The sequence below is a fragment of the Coriobacteriaceae bacterium genome (genome assembly GCA_025992855.1).
Taxonomy (GTDB): Bacteria; Actinomycetota; Coriobacteriia; order Coriobacteriales; family Coriobacteriaceae; genus Collinsella.
The window spans coordinates 600,091-623,866 of sequence record DAJPGB010000001.1 but is presented as its reverse complement, the minus strand read 5'-3'; the positions used below and the strand labels follow the sequence as shown (position 1 = coordinate 623,866).

Genomic DNA, 23,776 nt, shown 5'->3' with positions numbered 1-23,776 from the left:
GCCTCCATAGCGTGTCATTATATCGCTCGATCCGCTCGTTTATCTCCGCGCCCACACCAGCCAGCATCAACGATTCAGGCGAACTCCAATCCGGCCCAGATCACGGTCCAGCTTTTGTCCGCAGTCCCCGCATCAAAGCGGGATGCGCTTTCCTTTTGAGTATCGATTCGGAAACTGCATCCCATTCTGGGCCAATATTCTGGGATGCAGTTTCCGCAGCCTGCCCCGTTGGGAAAGCGCATCCCATTATTTTGCTGAAAACTGGGGCGCACTTTCCGGATGGGTCGAGACGAAGGCCAAGCCAGATAGGCCACCTCGCCCCGCTACCTTCACCATGCACCCGAGCGTGCTACACTAGCAGCATCTATGCCGCCGCGAATGGCTCGGCCCCGCGCCCGCCGCTCGCAAACGAACTTTAAACGCACGAGGGTTGGCCATGCCGCTTTTCTCGCAACATACCGCCCGGTTCTCGCCGGACGTTCCCTTGGAGGGCACCAGCTCTCGCGAGCTGCTCAAGCGGTACCAACCGCTCGAGACACTTGCGACCGGCGGTTTTGGCTCCATCGAGATCTGCCGCGACACGCACCTGCGCCGCCGCGTCGCCATTAAGCGCATCCCCCTTATCAACGGCGCCGGCATGCCCGCCAGCGACATCATGGATGTCCTGCGCGAGGCACACACCGCCGCCATGCTTCAACATCCCAATATCGTGCAGGTTATCGACTTTACGCACGACACCGCCTATGCCTACCTAGTCATGGAATATGTCGACGGCATGTCCCTAGCCGAGTTTTTGCATCGCGTGGACGGCCATTCGCTCACCTTTGACGAGACCGCGGCCATTGCCGACGCGCTGGGCCAGGCGCTCACCTTCGCCCATAGCAACGGTGTGCTCCACCTGGATATTAAGCCCGCCAACGTGCTCATCGACCACTCGGGCAATGTAAAGCTCACCGACTTTGGCATGGCGCGGCTATCGTCTGCCGGTGGCTTTGGCGGCTCGCGCGGCGGCACCATCGGCTACATGCCGCCTGAGCAGCTCGACATCGAGACTGGCACGGTTGACGAGCGCGCTGACGTCTTTGCCCTCGCCTGTGTGATCTACGAGGGCCTGTGCGGCAGCGCTCCCTTTATGGCCGCCACGCCCGGCGACTCGCTCGGCCGCATCATCGGCGGTGCCACCTACCCCAGCGAGCTCATCCCGCACTTTCCCCCGGGAGCCGAGGCTGCGCTCATGAGCGCGCTCTCCCCCATGCCGCAAGACCGCCCCAACAGCATCGAGGCATTTTGCGACCAGCTCCTTGCCGGTCTGGGCAGCGTGCGCGAGGGCCGTCGCAGCCTGGAGCAAATGGTGGGCGAGCTTTCGGATGACGAGCGCGCGGCAGACGATATCGAATCATTGCCCTATGAGGATGACACCATCGAGGTCGACCCCGCACTCGGCTGGGCCGGCACGCGCTGGAGCCACGCGCGCAGCTACACCATGCGCGCCATCTCGGCGCTAACGTGTGGTGCCTTTAGCTTTTTGATCATGCAAACGGCTGGCGTCGCGGCGCTTCCCGGGCTCATTGCCGCGGCCATCGCGATTGGGGCGGCCGCCGGCCTGGCCCCGCAGATTGGCTCGGCTATCTCGGCCGTGGGCTTTTTGGTACTTATAGCCAACGCCACTATGCAGGCGCAGGGCATCCTGTCGATGCTGCCCGTCGCGGTGCTCTTTGCCGCCACCATGTCCGGTTGGTGGATCGCCTGGGGCCGCACCGAGGCCGCCGCGAGCGCCGCGCTCACCTGCGCGGTGGCACTTGGCTGTCTAACGGGCGACGCCCTCCTTGCCGCCGGGGTCGCCGCCGGCATCGCGGCCTTTTGGCTCGGCCCGGCAAGCGCCGCGGCCGCCACGGGGATGGGCGCGCTTTTTGGCCGCCTGGCTACGGTTGCGCTTTCCGCCGGAGGCGTGCTGGGGCTCGGCAATGTTGCCGCGGCGCTGGGAGACATGCTCTCCTGGGCCGCCATTGTGCTCGTCGCGGCGACAGCTGCACTGACATCTCTGCTGCTCAACGCCCATGCCAAGCATGCCGAGCAGGGCTCGAACCTGACTGCAATCGCTGCCATCGCCGGCTGCGGAATAGGCTCCGCGGCGTCGCTCTGTCTTGCACACCATATGGAAATTGCCAGCCTTGCGGCCGCGGTCGTCGTCAAGGCGGCGGTTGCGGGAACCCTATCCTCTATAATCGTTGGGATATGCCTATATTTGCTCGGATACCAAAGAACCTATACGGAGAGTGATCTTTCGTGAACTTCCTGAACATCTTCGAGGACCACGTGGCCGGCATCTTCGGTGCCACCCGTGCCCCGTTCTCCTTTAAGAAGCTTGCCAAGCAGGCCGCTCGCGACATGGAGGATCAGACTCTGGTGATCAACGGCGTCAACACCGCGCCGGCACTCTATACCATCCTGATCGCCGTCGACGACGATCCCATGCTCGCCCCGTTCTACCCTGAGCTTTCGCGCGAAGTCCGCGAGTTTGTGAAGGCACAGGCCGAAAAGCGCCACTATGTGTTTGTCGGCGAGCCCCTCGTTCGCTTTATGATCGACCCGCAGCTGCGTGCCGGTAAGTTCTCGGTCTTTGCCGAGAACGTCGACGCCCCCACGCTCGGTCGCCTGTACGAGGAAGAGCGCGCCTACCAGAATGGCCTGGGCCAGAACAACTCGGCCGCAAGCCGCGCCGTCAGCGCTCCCCGCGCCGGCAAGCAGCAATTCGCCGCTCCACAGCAACAGCACCCCGCCGCCATGCCCCAGCAGCCGGCGCCCCGTGCCGCCGCTCCCGACCCGCTCGCCGCGGCCGATCCCTTTGCGCCCAACGTCCCCGACCCCGCCGCCGCACCCATTCCCGTGCCACAAACCGTCTCGCGCGACGCGCTTGCCGGCATGGGCGGAGCCGCCGCGACCGGCGCCGCCGTGGGCCTGGGCGCCGCAGCCAGCATCGCCTCCAACATGGCAAGCTCTCGCGCCCCGCAGCGCCCGCTTGCCCAGCTCGTCGACGTCGTGAGCGGCGAGAGCCATAGCATCACTTCCGCGCAGGTGACCATCGGTCGCGAGCGTTCGGTTTCGGACATCGCCCTGCGCGACCCCAACGTTTCGCGCCGTCACGCCCAGCTCACCTTTACCGGCTCGGACTGGTCGATCGAGGACCTCAACTCCACCAACGGCACGCTCGTCAACAACCGCCGCATCACGCGCTGCCCGCTGCGCAACGGCGACCTGCTGACGTTTGGCCTAAGCACCTTTGAATTTAGGGGATAGTCGCTTATGAACATCGATATCGTCCTTTTTGCAGGCCGCATCGTCCTGGTCGCCCTGCTCTACATCTTCCTGTTCGCCGTCATGAAAACCGGCGTGGGACTCGTACGCGGCCAGCGCCGCGACTCCGCTATCTGGACGATCGATGTGGACAAGGGTCCGCGCGGCATCCGTGGCATCCATGTAGACATGCTCGGCCCCGTCATCGTGGGCCGCTCGCCGTCCTCGGACATCTGCATCAACGAACCGTTTGTCTCGGCCTCGCACGCACGCTTTTCGCTGCAGGGCCCGGCACTCATCATCGAGGACCTCAACTCGTTGAACGGCACGCTCGTTAACGGCCGTCAGCTGGTGGAGCCCGCAACGCTGCGCGAGGGTGACGAGGTCCAGATTGGCGACGTGGTCATGAAGGTGAACCGTCGATGATCGACGAGGAGAACAAGTCCGCAACCATGCCCGAGACGCCGACTGCCCCCGCAGCTGCGCCGGCTCATGCCGCTCCGGCGCGCCCTGCGACCGTAGAGCCCGAGGACACCGTGTTCTCCCTGCCTCTTTCGCATGTAACTCAAGAATATCCGGCACTCGTCGATGACGATGACGAGGACGCCGACACCGGGCTGCTCGACGCCCCCATCGGCGCGCACACCGCCGAGCAGCCCGCGGAACCGAAGGCAACGCCCGCACCGGCTCACTTTGCCGAGCCCGTCGCCGAGGCGATGAACGAGAGCGTTGCCGTGTTTGCAGCCCCCGAGCCTGCCGCGCCGGTATTCCCCGTCGCCCCGGCAAGCGAGGCGGCACCCGCACCCGCAACGCCTGCCGAAGTCGAGCGGCCCGTTGCCGCGCCCGCCACAGCTCCCGAGCCCTCCGCTCAACCCCAGAGCACGCCCGCGCCGTCGCACTTTGCGACCCCCGAGCCGACGGCTGTCGCGCCGCAGCAGGACGGCGATCCCGCCGACCGTGTAACCGAAGATCTCGGCCTTCCGGACGTCTCCGACGCCGAGTCGGGCAACGATGCCGACACCGTCTCCCCCGGCGACACCGCCGAGATCGATGTCGCCGCCGTGGAGGCAAAGCTCAAAGATCCCGGCTCGACCATGAGCTTTGAGCCGCTGACCGACGAGCGCATCGAGACCGACTCGACCTACGACGCCGGTACCACCACGCAACTTATGTGGGGCGCCCGCTCCGACGTCGGATGCGTACGCCCGCACAATGAGGACTCCTATCTGGTGCAGTCGCCGCTCTTTTGCGTGTGCGACGGCATGGGAGGACACGCCGCCGGCGAGGTGGCATCCTCCATCGCCGTCGAGACCATCGCCAAGACGGCACCGCAGTCCGCCGACGCCGCGCGCCTGGCCGCAGCCGTCGAGGCCGCCAACGCCGCCGTGATCGAAGCCGCCCTCAACGGCCTGGGCAAACCCGGCATGGGATGCACGGCCACCTGCGCCTACATCGAAAACGACACGCTCGCCATCGCCCATGTGGGCGACTCGCGCGCCTACCTGCTCCACGAGGGCACGCTCATCCGCGTGACCCGCGACCACTCCTACGTGGAGGAGCTCGTGGATGCCGGCGAGATTACGGCCGACGAGGCCCGCGTCCACCCCAACCGCTCGGTCATCACCCGCGCGCTGGGCTCGGATCCCGCCATGTATGCCGACCACTTTACCCTGCACATCGAGGAAGGCGACCGCCTGATTCTGTGCTCCGATGGCCTTTCGAGCATGATTCCCGATAGCGATATCGAGAACATCGCCACGCAGTCCTCAACCGCGCAAATCTGCGTCGACAACCTAGTGGACGCGGCGCTTGCCGCCGGCGGCCACGACAACGTGACCGTAGTAGTCGTTGACCTGGTTGACGATGGCGTTATGCGCGAGGCGCAACGCGTGCGTCGCCGCAACATTACTATCGCCGCCATCCTGGCCCTCGTCTTTGTGCTGGCAGCTGGCATCTGGGCCTACACGGGTGTCACCGGCTCGTACTACCTGGGTACCTACCAGGGCAATGTCGCCGTCTGGCGCGGCCTTCCCGGCAAGCCGCTCGGACTCAAGCTCCACTGGCTCGAAAGCGAAACCAGCATCAAGCTGTCCGACCTGCCCGAAGACACGCAAAACCGCCTCAAGGCGGGCATTCCGCAAACAAGTGTCGACGATGCGCAGGACACGATATCCAAGTACCGCCACCAGATCGATGAAGAGCAGACCCGCCAGGTGATCGACGCGCAAACGATTCGCGACAACACCAATCAGGGATCGACCTCCGAATCAGATTCCGAGAAAACCGCCGAACAGTCCGCCGAGGCCGAAGCCTCCGAAAAGAACTAGAAAGGGAGTGCCGCTTATGAGTCGCCGCAACACCGAGCTGCTCTTGCTCATCGCCTCGGCGTTCCCCGTCATCCTGCTGTATGCGATGTACGTGCTCACCGCGGGCGCCGCCATCTCCTTTGAGACGCTCGCGGTGCCGATCGGCCTCTTTGCCGCCTTCGCCGCGGCACATATCGCCGTGCGCATCTTGGCGCCCGGCGCCGACCCCGCCATCCTACCCATCGTATTTATACTTTCGGGCATCGGCATCACGTTCGTGACACGCCTCGCCCCCGCTCTCGCCATCTCACAGCTCATCATCCTGTTTGTCTCGGTGGCGCTCATGGTGGGAACGCTCGCGTTGGTTAAGAACCTCGACGTAGTCATGCGCTACAAGTACACCTTTGGCATTATCGGCATCATTCTGCTGATGCTGCCTATCTTTATCGGCACCACGATCTCGGGCTCCAAGCTGTGGATTCGCATCGCGGGCTTTACCATCCAGCCCGGCGAGTTCGCCAAAGTCTTTATCGTGCTGTTCCTGGCCGGGTACCTGGCCGAGAACCGCGAGCTGCTCTCCATCTCCAACCGCAAGATCCTGGGCTTTAAGATCCCCCGCCTGCGACTGCTGCTGCCGCTGTTTGCCGTGTGGGGTGTGTGCCTGCTCGTCGTCGTCTTCGAACGCGACCTGGGTTCGGCCGTGCTGTTCTACACCATCTTCTTGCTGATGCTCTACGTTGCCACGGGACGATTCTCGTATGTCGTTATCGGCCTTGCGCTCTTAGCCGTTGGAGCCGTGGGCGCCTACAAGTTCCTGTCTCACGTTCAGGTGCGTTTCCAAGTTTGGGTCGATCCGTTTAAGGACGCCCAGGGCCAGGGCTACCAGATCGTCCAGTCGCTCTTCTCGCTTGCCGATGGCGGTCTGGTCGGCGTTGGCATCGGCAACGGCATGGCCAACAACATCCCTGTCGTCGAGTCCGACTTTATCTTCTCGGCTATCGGCGAGGAGATGGGCCTCTTGGGCGGCGGCGCCGTGCTCATCCTGTTTATGCTCTTTGCCGTTCGCGGCCTGACCACAGCTGCCCGCGCTAAATCCGACCTCGCCGCCTTTAGCGCCACGGGCCTTACGGCCGCCATCAGCTTCCAGGCCTTCTTGATCGTGGGCGGCGTAACCCGCCTGATCCCGCTGACCGGCGTCACCCTGCCCTTTATGAGCCAGGGCGGCTCCTCGCTGCTGGCAAGCTTCATCATCGTCGCGCTCCTGCTGCGCGCCGGTGACGAGGCGACCGGACGCGAGGCAGAGCTTACCGGCACCGGCACTATGGCCGCCATCACCGATGATCAGGTCGCATCTGCCGCCGCCCCGACGGGCACGCGCTTTGCCACCTCGTCTTCCTACGGCAGCGGCAGCCATTCCGTCGGCTCGCGCATGCGCCGTCGCCTGCTCGACACGCCTGAATCCGGCGTGCTCGGCCGCGTTGCGCTCGCCAACCGTCTAACCCGTGCGGTGCTCGCCTTTACGGCGCTGTTCGCCATCCTTATCGGCAACCTCACCTATGTCCAGGTCATTAAGGCCAAGGACTATCAGGACATGCCGACCAACAACCACACCATCGCCCGCTCCAGGTACATCCAGCGCGGTTCCATCATCACGTCCGACGGCGTGACGCTGGCCGAGTCGCTGCAGCAGGAGGACGGCACCTACGTACGCTCCTACCCCAACGGCAACCTGGCAGCGCACGTGGTTGGCTACGTGAGCCAGCAGTATGGCACCACCGCCATCGAGAGCGTCATGAACGACACGCTCACCGGCTCCAAGGATTACTCCAGCTGGAACAACGCCATCGCGTCGCTCGCGGGCCAGACCCAGCCGGGCAACACCGCCAAGCTCACCATTGACTCGCGTATCCAGACGGCGGCCGAGCAGGCGCTCAAGGGCTTTAAGGGCGCTGTAGTGGTCATCGACCCGCGTACCGGCGCGGTGCTCGCATGTGCCAGCTCGCCCACCTACGACAACACCAACATCGACGCCCTGCTGCAGGCGGGCGGCGGCGAGGACGGCTCTATGTACAATCGCGCCATGGACGCGCTGTACACGCCGGGCTCCACGTTTAAGGTCGTTACGCTTTCCGCGGCACTCGAGACCGGCACCGCCAGCCTTACCAGCACCTACCAGGCGCCCGGCTCCATGGACATCGGCAACGCGCCGGTCACCAACTATGCCAACGAGAGCTACGGCACCATCAGCCTGCAGCAGGCCTTTGCCGTGTCTTCCAACGTCGTCTTTGGCCAGGTGGCAAACGAAGTTGGCGCAAACACGCTCGTGCAGTTTGCCAACGCCTTTGGCTACGGCCAAAAGCTAGGCCAGGACCTGACCTCCGCTGCCTCCATCATGGCCGACCCGTCGCTCATGACCGAGTGGGAGACCGCCTGGGCCGGCGCCGGCCAGCCTGTCGGCATGGACCACACGCCCGGGCCGCAGACCACCGTCATGCAAAACGCCGTGATTGCCGCCGCCATCGCTAACAGTGGCGTGGTCATGGACCCGTACTTTGTAGCCCAGGTACTCGCCCCGGACGGAACTGTGGTCAAGACCACGCAGTCCCGCTCGCTGGGTCAGGCCGTCAGCTCCGCCACGGCCGACCAGGTCAAGCAGGCCATGCTCGCCGTCGTCCAGTCCGGTACCGGCACCGATGCCCAGGTCCCCGGCGTCAAGGTCGCCGGCAAGACCGGCTCGGCCGAGACCGGCGGCACCAACGTCAACTCGATGTTCGTTGGCTTTGCGCCTTACGATTCACCCACGGTCGCCATCTCGGTGGCCTTGGAGGATTACGACAAGCATGACGTCAAGGCCGCCAAGATCGCCGGTATCGTCCTGACCGCGGCGCTTGCCGCACAGGGAGCGTGATGTCCATGATCGAATCGGACACCCGAGGCGCGCCGCGGCCGAAGAGTTAGCGGCAACGCGCCACACGGCCCCAGCGGCCACATCGTAGGTACTACACACATCGTTGAGCGAATAGTTATGTTAGGAGCAGGAATGGAACAGAGGGTCCTCGGGGGAAGATACCTCCTCAAGGATAAGGTGGGGACAGGCGGCATGGCGACCGTCTTCCGTGCGCAGGACCAGGTCCTCGACCGCACGGTAGCCGTCAAGATCATGCTGCCGCAGTATGCTGGCGACGCAACCTTCGCCGCACGCTTTAAGCAGGAGGCCCAGGCAGCAGCCGGTCTCTCCTCCCCCTATATCGTGGGCGTCTACGATTGGGGCAAGGACGGCGACACCTATTACATCGTCATGGAGTACCTGCGCGGTACCGACCTTAAGAGCGGCATCAAGAGCCACGGCGCCCTCGACCCCAAGAAAGTCGCCCAGATCGGCTCGCAGATCAGCTCCGCGCTTTCGGTCGCTCACAAGCATGAGATCATCCACCGCGACATTAAGCCGCAGAACATCATGGTGCTGCCCGACGGCAACATCAAGGTGATGGACTTTGGCATCGCGCGCGCCAAGAACAGCCACCTCACGCAAGACAACAACGTGCTGGGAACCGCCCACTACGTCAGCCCCGAGCAGACCCGTGGTCAGGACCTCGGCCCCACCTCGGATATCTACTCGCTGGGCGTCGTGATGTACGAGTGCGCCACCGGCCGCGTGCCCTTTGACGGCGACGACGCCATCTCGGTCGCACTCAAGCAGGTCAACGAGCTGCCCATCCCGCCGAGCCAGATTAACTCCGGCGTCGACGCCGATCTTGAGCGCATCATCCTCAAGTGCATGGAAAAGGACCCGGCGAATCGCTTCCAGACCGCCGACGAGCTGCGTCAGGTGCTCAACAGCTATCTGTCCGGACGCGCCGTCAACATCTCCGAGCCCACACGCGTCATCGGCGCCCCCGGTGAGCTGGGCGCCACCAAGACCCGCGAGCTTTCCGACCAGACGCGCGCCATGGTTCGCCCCGTCTCGGGCGTGAGCGGCCAGAACAACGCCCGTAGCGCCGTTTCGGGCTCCACGGGTTCCTATGAGGTCGAGAAGCCCAAGTCCAACAAGAACAAGATCATCGCCGCCGTGGTTGCCGCCGTTGCCGTCATCGGCATCGTGGTGGCCTTTGCCACGGGACTCTTTGGCGGCGAGCAGGTCACGGTGCCCGACGTACTGGGCAAGGACCAGCAGACTGCCGTGGAGCTGATCAAGGAGGCCGGCCTCGAGGTTGGCACCGTCGACCAGAGCTACAACGACGATGTCGATGAGGGCAAGGTCGCCGAGCAGACCCCCAACGGCAACACCAAGAAGGCCAAGGGCACCAAGGTGAACCTGGTAATCTCCAAGGGCCCCAAGCCCTCCGAGAAGGTTGAGGTTCCCCAGCTTCTCGGCCTGACCAAGGACCAGGCAGAAGCCGCGCTGGCAAGCGTTGGCCTGAAGGGCAACGCCTCCGAGGAGGCCAACGAGGCCGATGAGGGCCAGGTCTTTGAGCAGGGCACCGAAGCCGGTAAGGAAGTCGCGAAGGGCACGACCATCTCGTACAAGGTCTCGGGCGGCCCGGATACCACGTCCGTCCCCGATCTGACCGACATGACCGAGGCCCAGGCGCGCAACGCCCTCGATATGGCAGGCTTTGGCGTCGACGTTAGCTACCAGGAGAACGACTCGGTTACCGAGGGCACCGTGATCAGCTGGAACCCCAGCGGCAAGCAGAAGCCCGGCGCCACGATTACCGTCGTCATTGCCAAGAAGTCCGGCAAGGCCGCCGTCCCGGGCAACCTGTACGGTAAGAGCATTTCCGCCGCCGTCACCGCACTCAACAACGCCGGTTTCTATAACATCGGCTTCTGCGACCAGAACGGCAATCCCGTGAGCGGTAACGAGGATGCCACCGTTACGGGCGTCTCCCCCACCGGCAAGCAGTCCACCGACAGCACGATCACGCTGACGGTCGCACTTTCTGGTTCGGGCTCGGGCTCGGGCACGAGCACGGGCGACGATTCCGGTACGACCAACTAGTCGCCACCCCACCGCTCATCGCGGCTTTCGCCGCAAACATATTCGCTCACAGGCGCCCGCTTGCTCCCCCAGCAAGCGGGCGCTTTCTTTATCTGAAGCAGCGAATACTACGGCATGCCTTAAACCAAAAGAGCCCGGCACCGTAACGGTACCGGGCTCGATATTCCTCTGGTGCCCCCGGGCGGATTCGAAAACTCCCCCGCGGGGAAATGAGTGACGCGGGTGTCGACGGTTCGAATCCGCCGGCAGCTCCCACAAACCAGAAACGGCGCCGCTCTCGCGACGCCGTCATAATCTTCTGGTGCCCCCGGGCGGATTCGAACCGTCGACACCCGCTTTAGGAGAGCGGTGCTCTATCCCCTGAGCTACGGAGGCATGTTGTACTAGTGTAGCAGATTTACTGCATCGCAATACGTCGCATGACTAGACTTCGAAGTTGCGGTGGAATAGTTCCTGTCTGAAGCATCTAAAGCCGTATTTAGGAACTATTTCACCGCAACTTATGAGGAGCTAGTTGCCTTTGTGGAAAAGGTTTTTGATGACGGAGGGGATGCTCTTGGCGCCCTTGGCCGTCACATCGATAAAGTCAGGCGAACGCACGAGCTTATCCTCGTCAACGTACTTGCGGACCGCACGAAGCGTCTCTTTGTCGTCGCGCGTCGAAAACGTAAAGTGACCATTGTCCTTGGTGAAGATAGCAAAACGCGTAATCTTCTTGGTGCCGCGCAAAACCTCAGCGGCAATATAGTCGACCTCATCCCACGGGATTTGAATATAATCCTCGGGATTGCGCTCGTTATAGTACTCAAACGCCTTATTGCCCACCATTACATTACCGTGACTGGTAAGCCCCATCAGGCAGGTTGCCGGCGTTGCCAGATCGACCGTGCTGTTCTGAGATTGCGCCATGCGCGCCTCGCCCTCCAAATAAAACAATCGGACCGCATCCAGTGTACCCACCGGGTGCGGTCCGTTTCAATGGCTCAAAAGCCCTTGCCTAGCAATTCTCGGTCTTAAGCCGAAACGTGCTTACATGAAGCCGCAGACGCGACCGATGATGCCGATGGCGAAGAGAGCCAGGATGATGACGATCGGGCTGACCTTCTTCTTGAGGAGCTTGCAGACCAGCAGGGTCAGGCACACGGCGGCAAGGCCGGGGATGAGCTGATCGAGGTTGGCCTGAAGCGTGGTGACCTTCACCTGATCAAGGGCGTTAGCACCGATGGAGTTATACATCGTCAGTGCTTCCTTGACACCCTCAGAACCGGAGGGCAGGTTAGCCCAGTCGATAAAGGCGCCAGCAGACTGCGTGACCTTGGAGACGACCGGGGTGAAGGAGATGGACACCCAGCGCTCGACCAGGGCGCCGATGATGAACATACCCAGGATGGAAGCACCCTCGGTGACCTTGCCCATCAGACCGCCGGAGAGGTCCTTGGCGATGGAGGAGCCGACCTTGTAGCCAAACTCCTGCGTGTACCACAGGAAGGCGTAACGGATGATGTTCCACGCGAAGAAGAACAGCAGCGGACCGGCGATGCTGCCGGACAGGGCCAGGGAAGCGCCCAGAGCGCCCAGAATCGGGCGAAGGGTGAACCAGAAGGCGGGGTCGCCGACGCCGGCGAGCGGGCCCATCATACCGACCTTGACGCCCTGAATGGCGACGTCGTCAATCGGAGCACCGTTGGCGCGCTCCTCCTCGAGAGCGAGGGTAACGCCAATGACGGGGGCGGAAACATAAGGGTGGGTGTTATAGAACTCCAGGTGGCGCTTAAGAGCGGCAATCTGGTCATCCTTGCTGGTGTAGAGCTTCTTGATCGCAGGGATCATTGCGAAGCACCAGCCGCCGTTCTGCATACGCTCGTAGTTCCACGAGCCCTGAAGGAACTGATGACGGAAGCAAACCTTCTTGCGGTCAGCCTTGGTGAGCTGAATCTTGTTCTCTGCCATATGTATCACTCCCCTCCTACTCGTAATCGTTCAGAATGTCGCCGAGCGGGTCACCGGAGCCGCCGCCCATGCCGCCACCCTGCTTGGCCAGATCCTTAAGGCCAAGGTAGATGAGGGCAAGGGAGATGCCGATGAGGCCAAGGGCGATCAGCGTGAGCTGAGGGATGGCAGCAAGGACAAAGCCGAGGATGAAGAACGGCCAGGTCTCCTTGGTGGCCATCATGTTGATGACCATGGCGTAACCGACGGAAGCGACCATGCCGCCGCCGACAGCCATACCGCCGGACAGCCAGTCGGGCATAGCGTTAAGCGCGTTGGTAACAGCCTCGGCCGGGATGATGCACAGAAGTACTGCCGGGATGGCGATACGAAGGCCCTGCATGAGGATAGCAGCGTACTGCCAGCGCTCGATGCCGGAGAAGTCGCCCTTCTCGGCGCAACCGTCCATGGCGTGAGCGATAGCGGTAGCCAGGGTACGGCAGATCATGGTCAGGAACAGACCAGCGACCGACAGCGGGACGGCGACGGCGATGGCGGCGGTAACGGCCTTTGCCGAATCGGTGGCGCCACCGTTGAGGGCGAGCACCATGATGATCGAAGAAGCGACCGAGGCCAGAGCGGCGTCAGGCGCGACAGCGGCGCCAACGTTAGCCCAGCCAAGGGCCATCATCTGGAGCGAACCGCCCAGGAGGATGCCCTCCTGAAGGTGACCGGTTACGAGACCGATAAGCGTGCATGCCACGAGCGGCTGATGGAACTGGAACTCATCCAGAATGCCTTCCATACCGGCAAGCAACGCGACAATCGCAACAAGCAGAATAGTGATTGCAGACATGTATCGGACCCTCCTTTACTATGCTTGAGCGGCCAGTTCGGCCTTAGCTTTCTTCAACATGGCGTCGAGATCCTCGGAGGAATCCGAAGGAACCTTGCGGACCTCGAACTTGACGCCCTTGGCCTTGAGGGCCTCGAGAGTCTTGACGTCATCATCGCCCATAGCGACGGCGTTGGTGACGACGACCTTGCCCTTGGAGTGAGCCATGGAGCCGATGTTGACTTCCTTGATGTCGACGCCGGCCTCGATGGCCTTGAGCAGATCCTGCGGGTTCTCAAAGAGCAGCATGGCCTTGGTGTCACCAAAGCGCGTGTCCTTGACGACCTCGGCCATCTTCTTGATGGGCACGACGTTGGCATGGACTCCCGGAGGGGCCGCCTGCTCGATCATGGTCTTGCGGAGCTCGTCGTGAGCAACGCCGTCGGAAACCACGATGATGCGGTTGGGGTTGATCTGCTTGGTCCACGTGGTGGCCACCTGACCATGAAGCAGACGGGTGTCGATACGGACGTGGGCAATCTTGATGTGCCCGTCGCCGATGACCGTTCCCGGAGGGATGGCGCCTGCAGGAGCAGCGGCGGCCGCAGCCGGCTTCTTCTCCTCGGGCTCCAGAGACTCGGGCTTGACGCGTACGCCAGCCTTAGCCTCAGTCACGAGATGTTTTGCGATCGCATGTGCAGTGTTCTTTGCGTCAAAGCGCTGCGAATATGCCTCGATGAGCATAGGCAGGTTGACACCGGTGACGATAGCCCAGGAATCGTGGCCCTCGATGAGCCCGCTGATCTGGTTGAACGGCGTGCCGCCCCACAGATCAACGAGGAAGAGCACCTGCTCCTGGTCCTCGAAGGAAGCGATTGCTTCCTCGACCTTGGCACGGAAGTCGTCGGGGCCCATGCTCGGCTCGAGCGAGACCACGGCTACAGACGGCTGATCGCCAAAGACCATCGAGCCCGTCTGCTTGATTCCAGCTGCCAAGTCCCCGTGGCTAGCAAGAACAATACTTACCATCACATAACCTCCTTTTTGTCTACGTAATTCCTACATGACATGAAGGAAGTATACCTGTTTGGATTGTGGAATTATAGCTAAATTCGCAAAAGGTTGGATTATTTGTTTAAACGTCTAAGTTTGTTACAAATTGATTACGTTGCCGGTTTACAGCTTATTGCCTGCTAAAACGTGATTTGCTGATTGCTTTCAAAGACATATAAAGGTGCACTGTTCGTTAAGACCTCTTTTAGGTGGATCCCAATGCGTTTGCGTGCCGCCATTTTGTTTAAACAGACATGACTTGACTAACCGAAGCAAATATGTTTAGAACTCTAGCCCATGTAGTCATTGGATGTTAGGCGATATGGAGAGGGTTGGCGGCGTCGACGGCATCGGGGGCGTCGGAGAGGCCGTCAGGAGCAGCGTCTGCCGGGTCCTCGTCGGGGGTCTCGATCTGTTTGATCATTACCTCTTGACCCTGCAGCAAATAGGTCTCGCCGCTACCGCACTGGGGACAGGTCTTGCCGTGCTCGACCGTCGCGTAGTCGCAGCCGCACGCCTCGCAATGTGTCACGGCCTCGACGGGCTCCACGATAAGCTCCGCGCCCTCGGTGATAGGCTTTTTATCTGCTGCCCAGCGCCAAGCGTCGAGCAGCAAGTCGGGAACGACGCCCGAGACCTCGCCCAGTAGCAACGTCACGCTCGAAACGCGACGCACGCCATGAGCGCGCGCCACATTCTCGACATCGCGAATGATGTGGTAAACGATTCCCAATTCATGCAAGGTAGAAACCTTTCAACAACGGTTGATGCGATGTCAGCCAAACGTCAGCGAGCGGCGATCCAGGTGCCCCAGGTTGCCCCGAAACAAGGCGTCCGCTGGGCTTTTGCCCGCGGCGCCGAAGTTGAGGGGCAAGATGGGGTGCTTGGGCGCCGCGCAGCGTCGGCAGTGCCGCCGTTCGTTAGAACGGCGGAACCTCATTACTTGCGACCGAATTTAATCTTGATTGCGCGCTTGAGCGCGTACTTGCCGAGGCTTGGGAGCTTTTGCTCGTATTTGACCATCGTTGAGCACTCGGGGCGGTCGCGATCCAGATGGATGGCGTCGAACGCGCACTTGGTGGTGCACAGGCCGCAGCCGATGCACTTGTTGGGGTCGACGATCGAGGCACCGCAGCCCAGGCAACGGGCGGTCTCGGCGCGCACCTGCTCTTCGGTAAAGGTCTCGACGTACTCGCTAAACGGCGCGGCTTTCTCGCGCTCGCGGTCCACATGGGCAACCTCGCGGCTCGCGTTGTCGTAGCTCTCGATCACGACATCGTCGCGGTCGAGCGCGGTGTAGCGGCGCTGGTTGCGGCCGATGGTGAGCGTAGAGCCCGGCTGCACAAAGCGATGTATGGATACCGCGGCCTCGTGACCGGCGGCGATGGCATCGATGGCAAAGCTGGGGCCGGTGTAGACGTCACCGCCCACAAAGATGTCGGGTTCGGCGGTCTGATAGGTCTGGGGATCGGCAAGGGCGCCCTGGCCACGGCCGAGCTCGACCTTGGAGCCGGCCAACAGGTCGCCCCACACGATGGACTGACCGATGGACATGACCACGCGATCGGCGTCCACGCGACGCAGGTCGTTCTCGTCGTACTCGGGCGCAAAACGGCCCTCGTCGTCAAAGACACGCGTGCAGCGCTTGAAGGTAATGCCGCATACACGGCCGGCATCGTCCAGATGGACCTCCTTGGGGCCCCAGCCGCAGCTGATGTGCGCGCCGTCCTCAATGGCCTCGCGACGCTCCTCCTCGCTGGCGGGCATCTGAGCCTCGCTCTCCAAGCAGAACATCTCAACGTGCGCCGATCCCAGACGGCAGGCGTTGCGGGCCACGTCGATGGCCACGTTGCCGCCGCCCACCACGATGGTGCGGCCAGGCAGCGCGTCGATCTTGCCGCTGTTGACCTCGCGCAAAAAGTCGACGGCCACAGTCACGTCCTCGGCATCCTCGCCCGGAATACCGGCGAGGCGGCCGCCCTGGCAGCCAATAGCCACGTAGAAGGCCTTAAAGCCCTGCTCGCGCAGCTCGTCGAGCGTCACATCGCGGCCGACCTCCACGCCATGGCGGAACTCGGCACCCATCAGGCGAATGATCTCGACCTCGGCCTCGATAACATCCTTCTGCAGCTTAAAGCTGGGAATACCGTAGGTGAGCATACCGCCCGGGCGCTCGTTCTTCTCGAACACGACAGGCTTGTAGCCCTTCTCGGCCAGGTAGAAAGCGCAGGACAGGCCGGCCGGACCGGCACCGATGATGGCGATCTTCTGATCGAAGCCGCCAGCGCGCGTCGGCGTCACCACGGGCGGGACATAGCGGGTCGCGGCATCAAGATCGCGCTGGGCGATAAACTTCTTGACCTCGTCGATAGCCACGGCGGCGTCCACGCGACCGCGAGTGCAGGCGTCCTCGCAGCGGCGGTTGCACACGCGGCCGCAGATAGCGGGCAGCGGGTTCTCGCGCTTGATGAGCGCAAGGGCCTCGTCATAGCGCCCCTGGGCCGCGAGCTTCAAATAACCCTGAACGGCGACGTGTGCAGGGCAGGCCGTCTTGCAGGGGGCGGTGCCGGACTCATGCGTCTCGATGCAGTTGTCGTTGCGGTAGTTGGGCGACCACTTGGTGTGGTCCCACTTGGTGGCGTCGGGCAGTTCCTGGCGCGGATACTCGGGCACCTGTCCGCCGGCCTTTTTGCTGCAGAGCTTCTGGCCCAGCTTGGCGGCGCCGGCCGGGCACACCTCTACGCAGCGACCGCAGGCCACGCACTTGTCCTTCTCGACCTTGGCGACATAGGCCGAGCGCGACAGGTTGGGCGTGTTGAACAGCTGCGAGGTGCGCAGGGCATAACACACGTTGACGTTGCAGTTGCAGATAGCGAAGATCTTGTTCTCGCCGTCGATGTTGGTGATCTGGTGCACAAAGCCGTTGTCCTCGGCCTGGCGCAGAATGTCGTAGACTTCCTCGCGCGTCACATAGTGGCCACGATCGGTCTCGACCACGTAGTCGGCCATATCGCCTACGGCGATGCACCAATCGGCCGGGTCGTCGGCGCAGCCCTCGCCCATCACGCGACGGCTCGCGCGGCAGCTGCAGGTGCTGGCGGCATACTTACCCTCGTATTTGTCGAGCCAATGCTCGATATGCTCAATAGGCACCGAGGTGCTCGCGGCGTCAATGGCCTTCTCGACCGGAATGACGTGCATGCCGATACCGGCGCCTCCGGGCGGCACCATAGGCGTGGCCTTGGACAGCGGTCCCTTGGACGCCTGTTCAAAAAACTTGGCGTAGACCGGATGCTCCTCGAGCTGGCCCACGCGCATGTTGAGGAACTCGGCAGAACCCGGCACCAGCATGGGCAGCACCCACTGCTTGGCGCGCTCGGGGTTTTCCCAGTTGTACTCGAGCAGACCCGTGTAGCTCATGTCGTCGAGCATCTTCTCGATATCGGCCTCGGGCATGCCGGTGAGCTTGACCATCTCGGGCAGCGTATAGGGACGGCGCATCTTCATCTTGCAGAGCACTTCGGCCTGCTCGTCGGTTGCGGCCTCGGCAAACGACCAGTACTCGTAGCCCAGCAGCTCGTCGCGATGCAGCAGACGGTTGGTGCAGTGCTCGCACAGCTTGACGATTGCCTCGCGCGGATGCTCCGGCAGCGGCGGCACGAACTCCGAACCGATATCGGGCTCGGTGTAGCTAATTCCCGGTCCGTTGAGAATCATGGTTGTCCCTTCTCTTGCCGCAGCACGACAAGGCCGCAGCGCCCCTCTTTTTTTGCAGGCCGGGCATGCCCCCATGCCGTTCACCCACCATTGTTGACATTGTGTCAAAAATAGTATTGACGAACCGTCAACAATATTCAAGACTGATAGGCGAACGGTCAGGCAAAAGAGGATGAAAGGCGGCAAAACATGGGCAACAACGCAGCAGATACCTCTGTGGTCGATGCCGTCCCTGCATCCGATAGCGCGGCAAAGCGCCTGACGGGCGACGAACGCCGTCGCGAGATCCTCGATGCCGTGCGCACCGTAAGCTCCGAGTTGGGCGTGTCCCACCTATCGGTATCGGCCGTGACCAAACGAGCCGGCTGCACGCGCTCGCTGTTCTACCACTACTTTGCCGATATGGACGCCGCCGTCACCGCTGTTATGGACGAGGCGATCGACGGCTTTATCTCCGAACTCGAGCAGTGGAACGCCGGCCGCACCGTCGGCGATATCGAGGGCGCGCTCGACACCGTCGCCCCGCTCTTTAAGCGGCTGGTCGCCAGCGGCCATGAACTGCCGCACACTCTGACCTCCAACAGCGGCGCACTCTACGGCGGCTTTCTGCACAACGTGGTTCAGCGCGTGGCTCAGTACATCTGCGACACCACCGTGGTTGATTTTGTCGCCCATCACGAGCTGCGCATCGACCATGTCTACGAGACGTTCTACACCCTCATCATGGGTCTTTTGATGTATATCCGCACGCATCCCGATGTGCCCGACGAGACGGTCAAGGAAATCATCGCCTCGACACTCCACATCGAGGGCTATACCGCCAAGTATCCGGAGCGCAAGCCCCAGAACTGACGACATTTGGCCAAACTGCCCGCGATCGGAAGAGGGGCCGCGGGCTTGTGAAAGGAGAGCAGCATGCTGTTCGATGTTTGGGGTAGCAATACCCTTATCCACTGGGTCGGCTGGGCCATGGTCTTTATCGGCCTGATCGTGCTCAACGAGGTCGGCCGCCGCACCAAGCTCGGCGCGGCAATCATCTTTGGCGTGGCTCCGCTGGCCATGACCATCTACTGCGTCGCCATCGCCATCGGCGTCTCACAGGGTGCCGAGTGGGCGCTCACCAACCCCACCCATGTGTACCAGAACAGCTGGTTCCACTACGCCAAGGTATACGCGGCGCTGGCCGGTTGCTGGGGCTTCATTGCCATTAAGTACCAGTGGGGCAAGATCGGCAAGGCGCATTGGTTCCGCGCGTGGCCGTTTGTGATCGTCGCCATCAACATCATGATCGCCGTCGTGTCCGACTTCGAGAGCGCCTATCACTTCTTTGTCCTGGGCGAGTCCACCTGGGTCACCTCCGAGGGTGCCACGCAGCTGGCCGGCTGGAACAACGTGTTCAACGGCATCGCCGGTATCATCAACATCTTCTGCATGACCGGTTGGTGGAGCGTCTACGCCTCCGAGGACAAGACCGACATGCTGTGGCCCGACATGACCTGGGTCTACATCATCGCCTACGATATCTGGAACTTCTGCTACACCTACAACTGCCTGCCCACCCACTCCTGGTTCTGCGGCTTTGCGCTGCTGCTGGCGCCCACCGTCGCCGCCTTTATCTGGAACAAGGGCGGCTGGATCCAGAACCGCGCCTTTACGCTGGCCATTTGATGCATGTTTGCCCAAGTGTTCCCGTTCTTCCAGGAGGAGTCCATCTTTGTGACCCACTCCACGCTCGACCCCGGCGCCGCCACCGCGGTCTCGGTCGCTGCGCTGATCGCCAACGTCGCCGCGATCATCTACATCGCCTACCGCGCCAAGAAGCTCGGCCGCAACCCCTACAAGCAGGATGTCTTTGAGGGCACCAGCGATTGGGAGAAGGCTACCGCCCGCCGCGCCAAGGTTGATTACGCGCACGCCGAGTAACGCGCCCGACGCAAACATCGCTTGAATGTGAAGCCGCCTGGCCGACTCCGCGCAATGCAACGTATTGCATGCCCCCGGAAAGCGATTTGTCCGCTTTCCGGGGGCTTTTTGTTGTTGCGCGCATCCACGCACATATTCAAAACCTCTCGCACAGATAAAATCAGATTTCCGATTGCCTGACAGCTCTATATGACTCTGTTTTTGGGTACATTGTTGTCCCGATATTGAGCTTGGGGGATATATGAAAGATGAGACGATGGGCCAAGAGGATGCGGCCCAAGATGCAGAAGCTTGCGCTGAGGCCTTGGAGAGCTTAGACCGGATTTCACTCGATGAGATTGCGTTTGACGATTCGGGTGTTGATGTGCAGGATGAGCCGGAAACCGAGGCGCAATCCGATGATCAGGATGCAGACGACGTTGAGCCTGCCGAGGATGAGGCAGATCACGAAGACACCGAAAGCGAGGCCGGCAACCAGCCCGAATCCGACACAGGCGAGGAAACCGTCCTGCTCGACAGCTTACCGGCCGAGGATTCGCTGACCCGCGAGCTTCCCGGCCTGGGCTCCGCGCCTGCCGTGGACGAGACCATCGCCATGGGCGATATTCCCCTACCGTCCGTTCCTTCGGCACGCGAAGCCGAGGTTCGTCATCGCAAGATGTCGCCCAAGCGCCGCAACCTGATGGTTGCCGGCGTTGTGGCCGTCGCGCTCGTCGCCGGCGGCGCAGGCTACGCAGCCTGGAACGGATACCGGCAAGAGCAGGCTGCCATCACCGCCGCCAATGCCCACACGATGATGTCGGTGCAGATTGGCGTACACGCCGCGGGGCTCGAGTGTTCCGCCGGCTCCAAGATTCCCGTGCAGGTGAGCGGGCAGGATTCCGACGGTTCTTCCGTGAGCGAAACACTCTATGTTGACGAGCACGGCCGTGGCATCAAACTGCTACCCGGTGACTACACGCTCTCCATTGCCGCCTCCCCCATCGCGTCCGACGGCACCGTCTATACCGTGCCGACCACCAAGGCGCAGGTCACCATTAAGAGCGATGGGCAGGATTTGAGTGCCCAGACCACCTTTAAGCTTAAGGTGCCTTCGGCCGACACGGTGACTGACGACCAAATCGATGCCGCCGCCAAGTATGCCGAGGAAGGCGGCGCGAGCTCCGCCGCCACCGCCAAGGTGCTCCAGCAGGCGGCAACCGCGCGGCGCGACGCCGCCGTCAATGCCGTGAGCGCGCAAAAGGCACAGGCGGCCCATGATGCCGACGCCCGTCACAAGGCAACCGACCTCTACCAGCTCGATATCCCCGTCGAGTGGTACGGCAAGGTCGAGACTTGGCAAAATGGCAGCACGCTATGCATCTATCTTGCCGGCGACAGCGATACGCCGATTGTGACGATCGTCGCGGTGCGCGAGGGCGAGAGCTTTACGCCCGATGAAGGCGATACGGTTTTGGGTGCGGCCAATCTAGGCAACGGTTACACCGTCTATGCTAGCGGTCCTGTCTATCCGTACGTGGTGCCCCAGACCATCAACGGACGCACGCAGAACCCCGTGTCAACCTACCCCATGGACACGGCCATTGAGCTTGTCGAGCTTACGACCGGCAACCGCTACACCTATAGCCAGATCAAGAACGTACTGGTCGGCAAAGACGGCAAAGCCGACGCCGCGACCAAACTCGAGACCGACTACCTCGCCCAGATTCTGATGCCAAGCATCAAGGCCCAGGACTAGCCGGGCGCATCATGGTGCTCCCCAACCGTGATGAAGGGGCCAGGAGGTCCTGGCCCCACAGATCCGTAGATGGTTAGGCAAGGAGCCACTTCCATGCGGGAACAACGTGTACCACACCGTGCTTGCATGGAATATCGGCCTGCTCATCCATGGTAACGATTGCCGACTCGCCAAGATCGAACTGGGCCATCGAGGCATCAAGCGCGGCAATTTCGCGCTCGCGCGTTTTCTCACTTGCCATATCCACACTCACCTGAATCAGGCTATAAGCCCGCATGAGAAGTGCGTCCCCAGCCACAAAGTCCACCTCATGGTTTTTGCTCTTCTCTTTGATCAGCAAGCGGCAGACCGATCCGACCCTCACCGCGGGAGTCCTTCTTCTTAGCGCGTTGAACACTGCGGTCTCGAGCCTCTGGCCCTGGTCCAATGCCGATGCGGGAGAGAATGCTCCAAACATCGCAGGATCGACAGCGTAGACCTTAGACGCAGACCGCATGTTATTTGCCAGTGAACGCGTGAACTCCGGCACGGAGAACAGCAGGTAGGCATCCTCATAATACTCAAGTAAGTCGCTGAGCGAATTACGACTGACGGGTATCTGCCTGCTCTTGAACTCGTTGTACACTTTGTTCACCGACAGCTCTCGTCCCGAAGATGCCATACACCGCGTCAGGAACAGAGATGCCAGGCGAGGGTTCTTGACGTCGTAACGTTCAACGACGTCCATGGCGACCGTTCGCGAAGCATATTCCTGTAGCAGCTGAATCGCGTCTGCGGGCGTCTGCTCAAGTGTCGCGATGAATCCCCCTCGTTCAAGATATCCGATCAGATGATGTCGAAGCAGCGCTGCATCGCTTGGGGAAAAGGTCGCATCTGGCTCGAAAACGCTCCCCGTCTTATATCGGACGTATTCCGAAAAACTCAACGGAAAAAGCTCTCGTATAAGAGAACGACCCCTAAACTCGCTCTTAAGTTCTGAGGACAGCATCTTAGAAGAAGATCCCGTCACGTAGACGGTCGCTTTCTCCGTATCGACTACACGTCGCAGAAACGCACCCCATTCGGGAATTTCCTGGATCTCGTCAAAGAAAATGTAAGCGCCCTCGGTTCGAGCAGCAGGATGCAGCGCATAGAACGTGTCAAGCACGTCCGCCAGCAGCGATGGCTCATACGGGCGCAAGCGCTCGTCCTCAAAATTAAAGTAAAGCATCCGGTCAAGCTCGACGCCCCGGCCCTGAAGCCGCTGCATCTCCTGATACAGGCGATACGTCTTTCCACAACGGCGGGCCCCCACAACCACATTTACGATGTTGTCGCGCTTTGGCTCCTGTGGGTTTCCCAGATCAAGGTCTCGCTCAAAGACCTGCGGAACCCCCTGCTGTTCAAAGTCCTTTATTTTCTGGGCGATCAAGTCGTTGAATGCCATGATTCTCCAATCTTGCTCTCTAGCTAATCAAAATTATACTGATTCTTGATTAATTAGAGAGCAAGATTGCGTGTAGCTTGATTAACACTTAAGCAAGTTTTTCACTATTATTGCTCCGAAGGATATCGAGTGGCTAAGAGGACAACCGAGCTCGAATGCGACTCCCCGAGCAGCCAATTTGACAGTCAATTTGGGACGGGGCTTTTTGACTACCCTCCCCCTGCAGAAAAATCCCTAATGCAGTTGCGGTGAAATAGGGATTGTTTTTGCTGGTCAAACCGCAAAACAGTCCCTATTTCACCGCAACTTATTGGTGGCCTTTTGGGTGGCACTCAGCGCCACGGATCGGCTTCGAACATCGGCTCGCGCTCGGGGCGGCGGTCGCTGTAGGGATCGTAGCCGTCGTCGTCCTCGTTCTCGGCACGGATGTAGGGGTCGCGCGGCTTGGGTGCCGGTTTGGACGTGGGCTTGGGTGCGGCGGATGCGGCATCGGTCGCCGGCGTGTTCGTCTTGTTCTTGTCTATCATCTGCATATCTCCTTGCCATGCAATCG

16 protein-coding genes, 1 tRNA gene and 1 pseudogene are annotated in these 23,776 nt (G+C 61.6%); 9 read left to right on the top strand and 9 right to left on the bottom strand.

The genetic code is table 11. The features are described 5' to 3' along the window. The first annotated feature begins 436 nt into the window (after positions 1-436). From OIL88_02560 to pknB, 6 genes are all read left to right on the top strand, one after another. Positions 437-2,290, top strand: a complete 1,854-nt coding sequence (locus OIL88_02560) for a serine/threonine protein kinase (protein HJI71256.1) — start codon at positions 437-439, stop codon at positions 2,288-2,290. Then, positions 2,287-3,297, top strand: a complete 1,011-nt coding sequence (locus tag OIL88_02555) for a DUF3662 and FHA domain-containing protein (protein HJI71255.1) — start codon at positions 2,287-2,289, stop codon at positions 3,295-3,297. Before OIL88_02560 ends, OIL88_02555 begins: the two co-directional genes overlap by 4 nt. A gap of 6 nt (positions 3,298-3,303) precedes the next feature. Next, the gene (locus OIL88_02550) at positions 3,304-3,720 is read left to right on the top strand and encodes an FHA domain-containing protein (GenBank protein ID HJI71254.1); all 417 of its coding nucleotides are present in this window, start codon (positions 3,304-3,306) and stop codon (positions 3,718-3,720) included. Continuing rightward, complete coding sequence (locus OIL88_02545) at positions 3,717-5,621, top strand: Stp1/IreP family PP2C-type Ser/Thr phosphatase (GenBank protein ID HJI71253.1); 1,905 nt, start codon at positions 3,717-3,719, stop codon at positions 5,619-5,621. Before OIL88_02550 ends, OIL88_02545 begins: the two co-directional genes overlap by 4 nt. 16 nt (positions 5,622-5,637) lie before the next feature. Beyond that, positions 5,638-8,508, top strand: coding sequence for an FtsW/RodA/SpoVE family cell cycle protein (locus OIL88_02540; GenBank protein ID HJI71252.1), 2,871 nt, complete (start codon positions 5,638-5,640; stop codon positions 8,506-8,508). Positions 8,509-8,640: 132 nt separating this feature from the next. Next, a complete protein-coding gene (gene pknB / locus OIL88_02535) occupies positions 8,641-10,602 on the top strand; it encodes a Stk1 family PASTA domain-containing Ser/Thr kinase (GenBank protein HJI71251.1) in 1,962 nt (653 codons plus the stop codon). A gap of 299 nt (positions 10,603-10,901) precedes the next feature. Here the strand turns inward: pknB and OIL88_02530 are convergent. The 7 genes from OIL88_02530 to OIL88_02500 all read right to left on the bottom strand — a co-directional run bounded on the left by OIL88_02530 (position 10,902) and on the right by OIL88_02500 (position 18,136). Continuing rightward, positions 10,902-10,977: transfer RNA gene (locus tag OIL88_02530), tRNA-Arg, on the bottom strand. A gap of 135 nt (positions 10,978-11,112) precedes the next feature. Beyond that, positions 11,113-11,511 (bottom strand): DUF956 family protein, encoded by a 399-nt coding sequence (locus OIL88_02525; protein HJI71250.1) that lies wholly within the window; start codon positions 11,509-11,511, stop codon positions 11,113-11,115. A 120-nt stretch (positions 11,512-11,631) separates the two neighbouring features. Continuing rightward, positions 11,632-12,552, bottom strand: coding sequence for a PTS system mannose/fructose/sorbose family transporter subunit IID (locus tag OIL88_02520; GenBank protein ID HJI71249.1), 921 nt, complete (start codon positions 12,550-12,552; stop codon positions 11,632-11,634). Positions 12,553-12,568: 16 nt separating this feature from the next. Next, positions 12,569-13,387 (bottom strand): PTS mannose/fructose/sorbose transporter subunit IIC, encoded by an 819-nt coding sequence (locus OIL88_02515; GenBank protein HJI71248.1) that lies wholly within the window; start codon positions 13,385-13,387, stop codon positions 12,569-12,571. An 18-nt stretch (positions 13,388-13,405) separates the two neighbouring features. Then, complete coding sequence (locus OIL88_02510) at positions 13,406-14,395, bottom strand: PTS sugar transporter subunit IIB (GenBank protein HJI71247.1); 990 nt, start codon at positions 14,393-14,395, stop codon at positions 13,406-13,408. A 337-nt stretch (positions 14,396-14,732) separates the two neighbouring features. Continuing rightward, positions 14,733-15,161 carry a hydrogenase maturation nickel metallochaperone HypA gene (locus OIL88_02505; GenBank protein HJI71246.1) on the bottom strand — a complete coding sequence of 143 codons (429 nt, stop codon included), beginning with the start codon at positions 15,159-15,161 and terminating at the stop codon, positions 14,733-14,735. 197 nt (positions 15,162-15,358) lie between these two features. Continuing rightward, positions 15,359-18,136, bottom strand: coding sequence for an FAD-dependent oxidoreductase (locus tag OIL88_02500; protein ID HJI71245.1), 2,778 nt, complete (start codon positions 18,134-18,136; stop codon positions 15,359-15,361). Between the two features lie 189 nt (positions 18,137-18,325). Between OIL88_02500 and OIL88_02495 the strand changes: the two genes are divergently transcribed. From OIL88_02495 to OIL88_02485, 3 genes and pseudogenes are all read left to right on the top strand, one after another. After that, positions 18,326-18,988, top strand: coding sequence for a TetR/AcrR family transcriptional regulator (locus OIL88_02495; protein HJI71244.1), 663 nt, complete (start codon positions 18,326-18,328; stop codon positions 18,986-18,988). Positions 18,989-19,051: 63 nt separating this feature from the next. After that, positions 19,052-20,059: pseudogene (locus OIL88_02490) on the top strand (DUF5692 family protein). 241 nt (positions 20,060-20,300) lie between these two features. Beyond that, on the top strand, positions 20,301-21,797 hold the full coding sequence (locus OIL88_02485) for a hypothetical protein (GenBank protein ID HJI71243.1): 1,497 nt from the start codon (positions 20,301-20,303) through the stop codon (positions 21,795-21,797). A 73-nt stretch (positions 21,798-21,870) separates the two neighbouring features. Here the strand turns inward: OIL88_02485 and OIL88_02480 are convergent, their stop codons facing one another. Both OIL88_02480 and OIL88_02475 read right to left on the bottom strand, forming a co-directional pair. Beyond that, positions 21,871-23,223 (bottom strand): ATP-binding protein, encoded by a 1,353-nt coding sequence (locus tag OIL88_02480; protein ID HJI71242.1) that lies wholly within the window; start codon positions 23,221-23,223, stop codon positions 21,871-21,873. Positions 23,224-23,555: 332 nt separating this feature from the next. Further along, the gene (locus OIL88_02475; GenBank protein HJI71241.1) at positions 23,556-23,750 is read right to left on the bottom strand and encodes a hypothetical protein; all 195 of its coding nucleotides are present in this window, start codon (positions 23,748-23,750) and stop codon (positions 23,556-23,558) included. Between the last annotated feature and the right edge of the window lie 26 nt (positions 23,751-23,776).

Bases quoted from the DNA above. Each gene is read 5' to 3' on its own strand.
- OIL88_02560 (HJI71256.1), top strand. From the start codon at position 437: ATGCCGCTTTTCTCGCAACATACCGCCCGGTTCTCGCCGGACGTTCCC.
- OIL88_02550 (HJI71254.1), top strand. From the start codon at position 3,304: ATGAACATCGATATCGTCCTTTTTGCAGGCCGCATCGTCCTGGTCGCC.
- OIL88_02545 (HJI71253.1), top strand. From the start codon at position 3,717: ATGATCGACGAGGAGAACAAGTCCGCAACCATGCCCGAGACGCCGACT.
- OIL88_02540 (HJI71252.1), top strand. From the start codon at position 5,638: ATGAGTCGCCGCAACACCGAGCTGCTCTTGCTCATCGCCTCGGCGTTC.
- pknB (HJI71251.1), top strand. From the start codon at position 8,641: ATGGAACAGAGGGTCCTCGGGGGAAGATACCTCCTCAAGGATAAGGTG.
- OIL88_02525 (HJI71250.1), bottom strand. From the start codon at position 11,511: ATGGCGCAATCTCAGAACAGCACGGTCGATCTGGCAACGCCGGCAACC.
- OIL88_02520 (HJI71249.1), bottom strand. From the start codon at position 12,552: ATGGCAGAGAACAAGATTCAGCTCACCAAGGCTGACCGCAAGAAGGTT.
- OIL88_02515 (HJI71248.1), bottom strand. From the start codon at position 13,387: ATGTCTGCAATCACTATTCTGCTTGTTGCGATTGTCGCGTTGCTTGCC.
- OIL88_02510 (HJI71247.1), bottom strand. From the start codon at position 14,395: ATGGTAAGTATTGTTCTTGCTAGCCACGGGGACTTGGCAGCTGGAATC.
- OIL88_02500 (HJI71245.1), bottom strand. From the start codon at position 18,136: ATGATTCTCAACGGACCGGGAATTAGCTACACCGAGCCCGATATCGGT.
- OIL88_02495 (HJI71244.1), top strand. From the start codon at position 18,326: ATGGGCAACAACGCAGCAGATACCTCTGTGGTCGATGCCGTCCCTGCA.
- OIL88_02485 (HJI71243.1), top strand. From the start codon at position 20,301: ATGAAAGATGAGACGATGGGCCAAGAGGATGCGGCCCAAGATGCAGAA.
- OIL88_02480 (HJI71242.1), bottom strand. From the start codon at position 23,223: ATGGCATTCAACGACTTGATCGCCCAGAAAATAAAGGACTTTGAACAG.
- OIL88_02475 (HJI71241.1), bottom strand. From the start codon at position 23,750: ATGATAGACAAGAACAAGACGAACACGCCGGCGACCGATGCCGCATCC.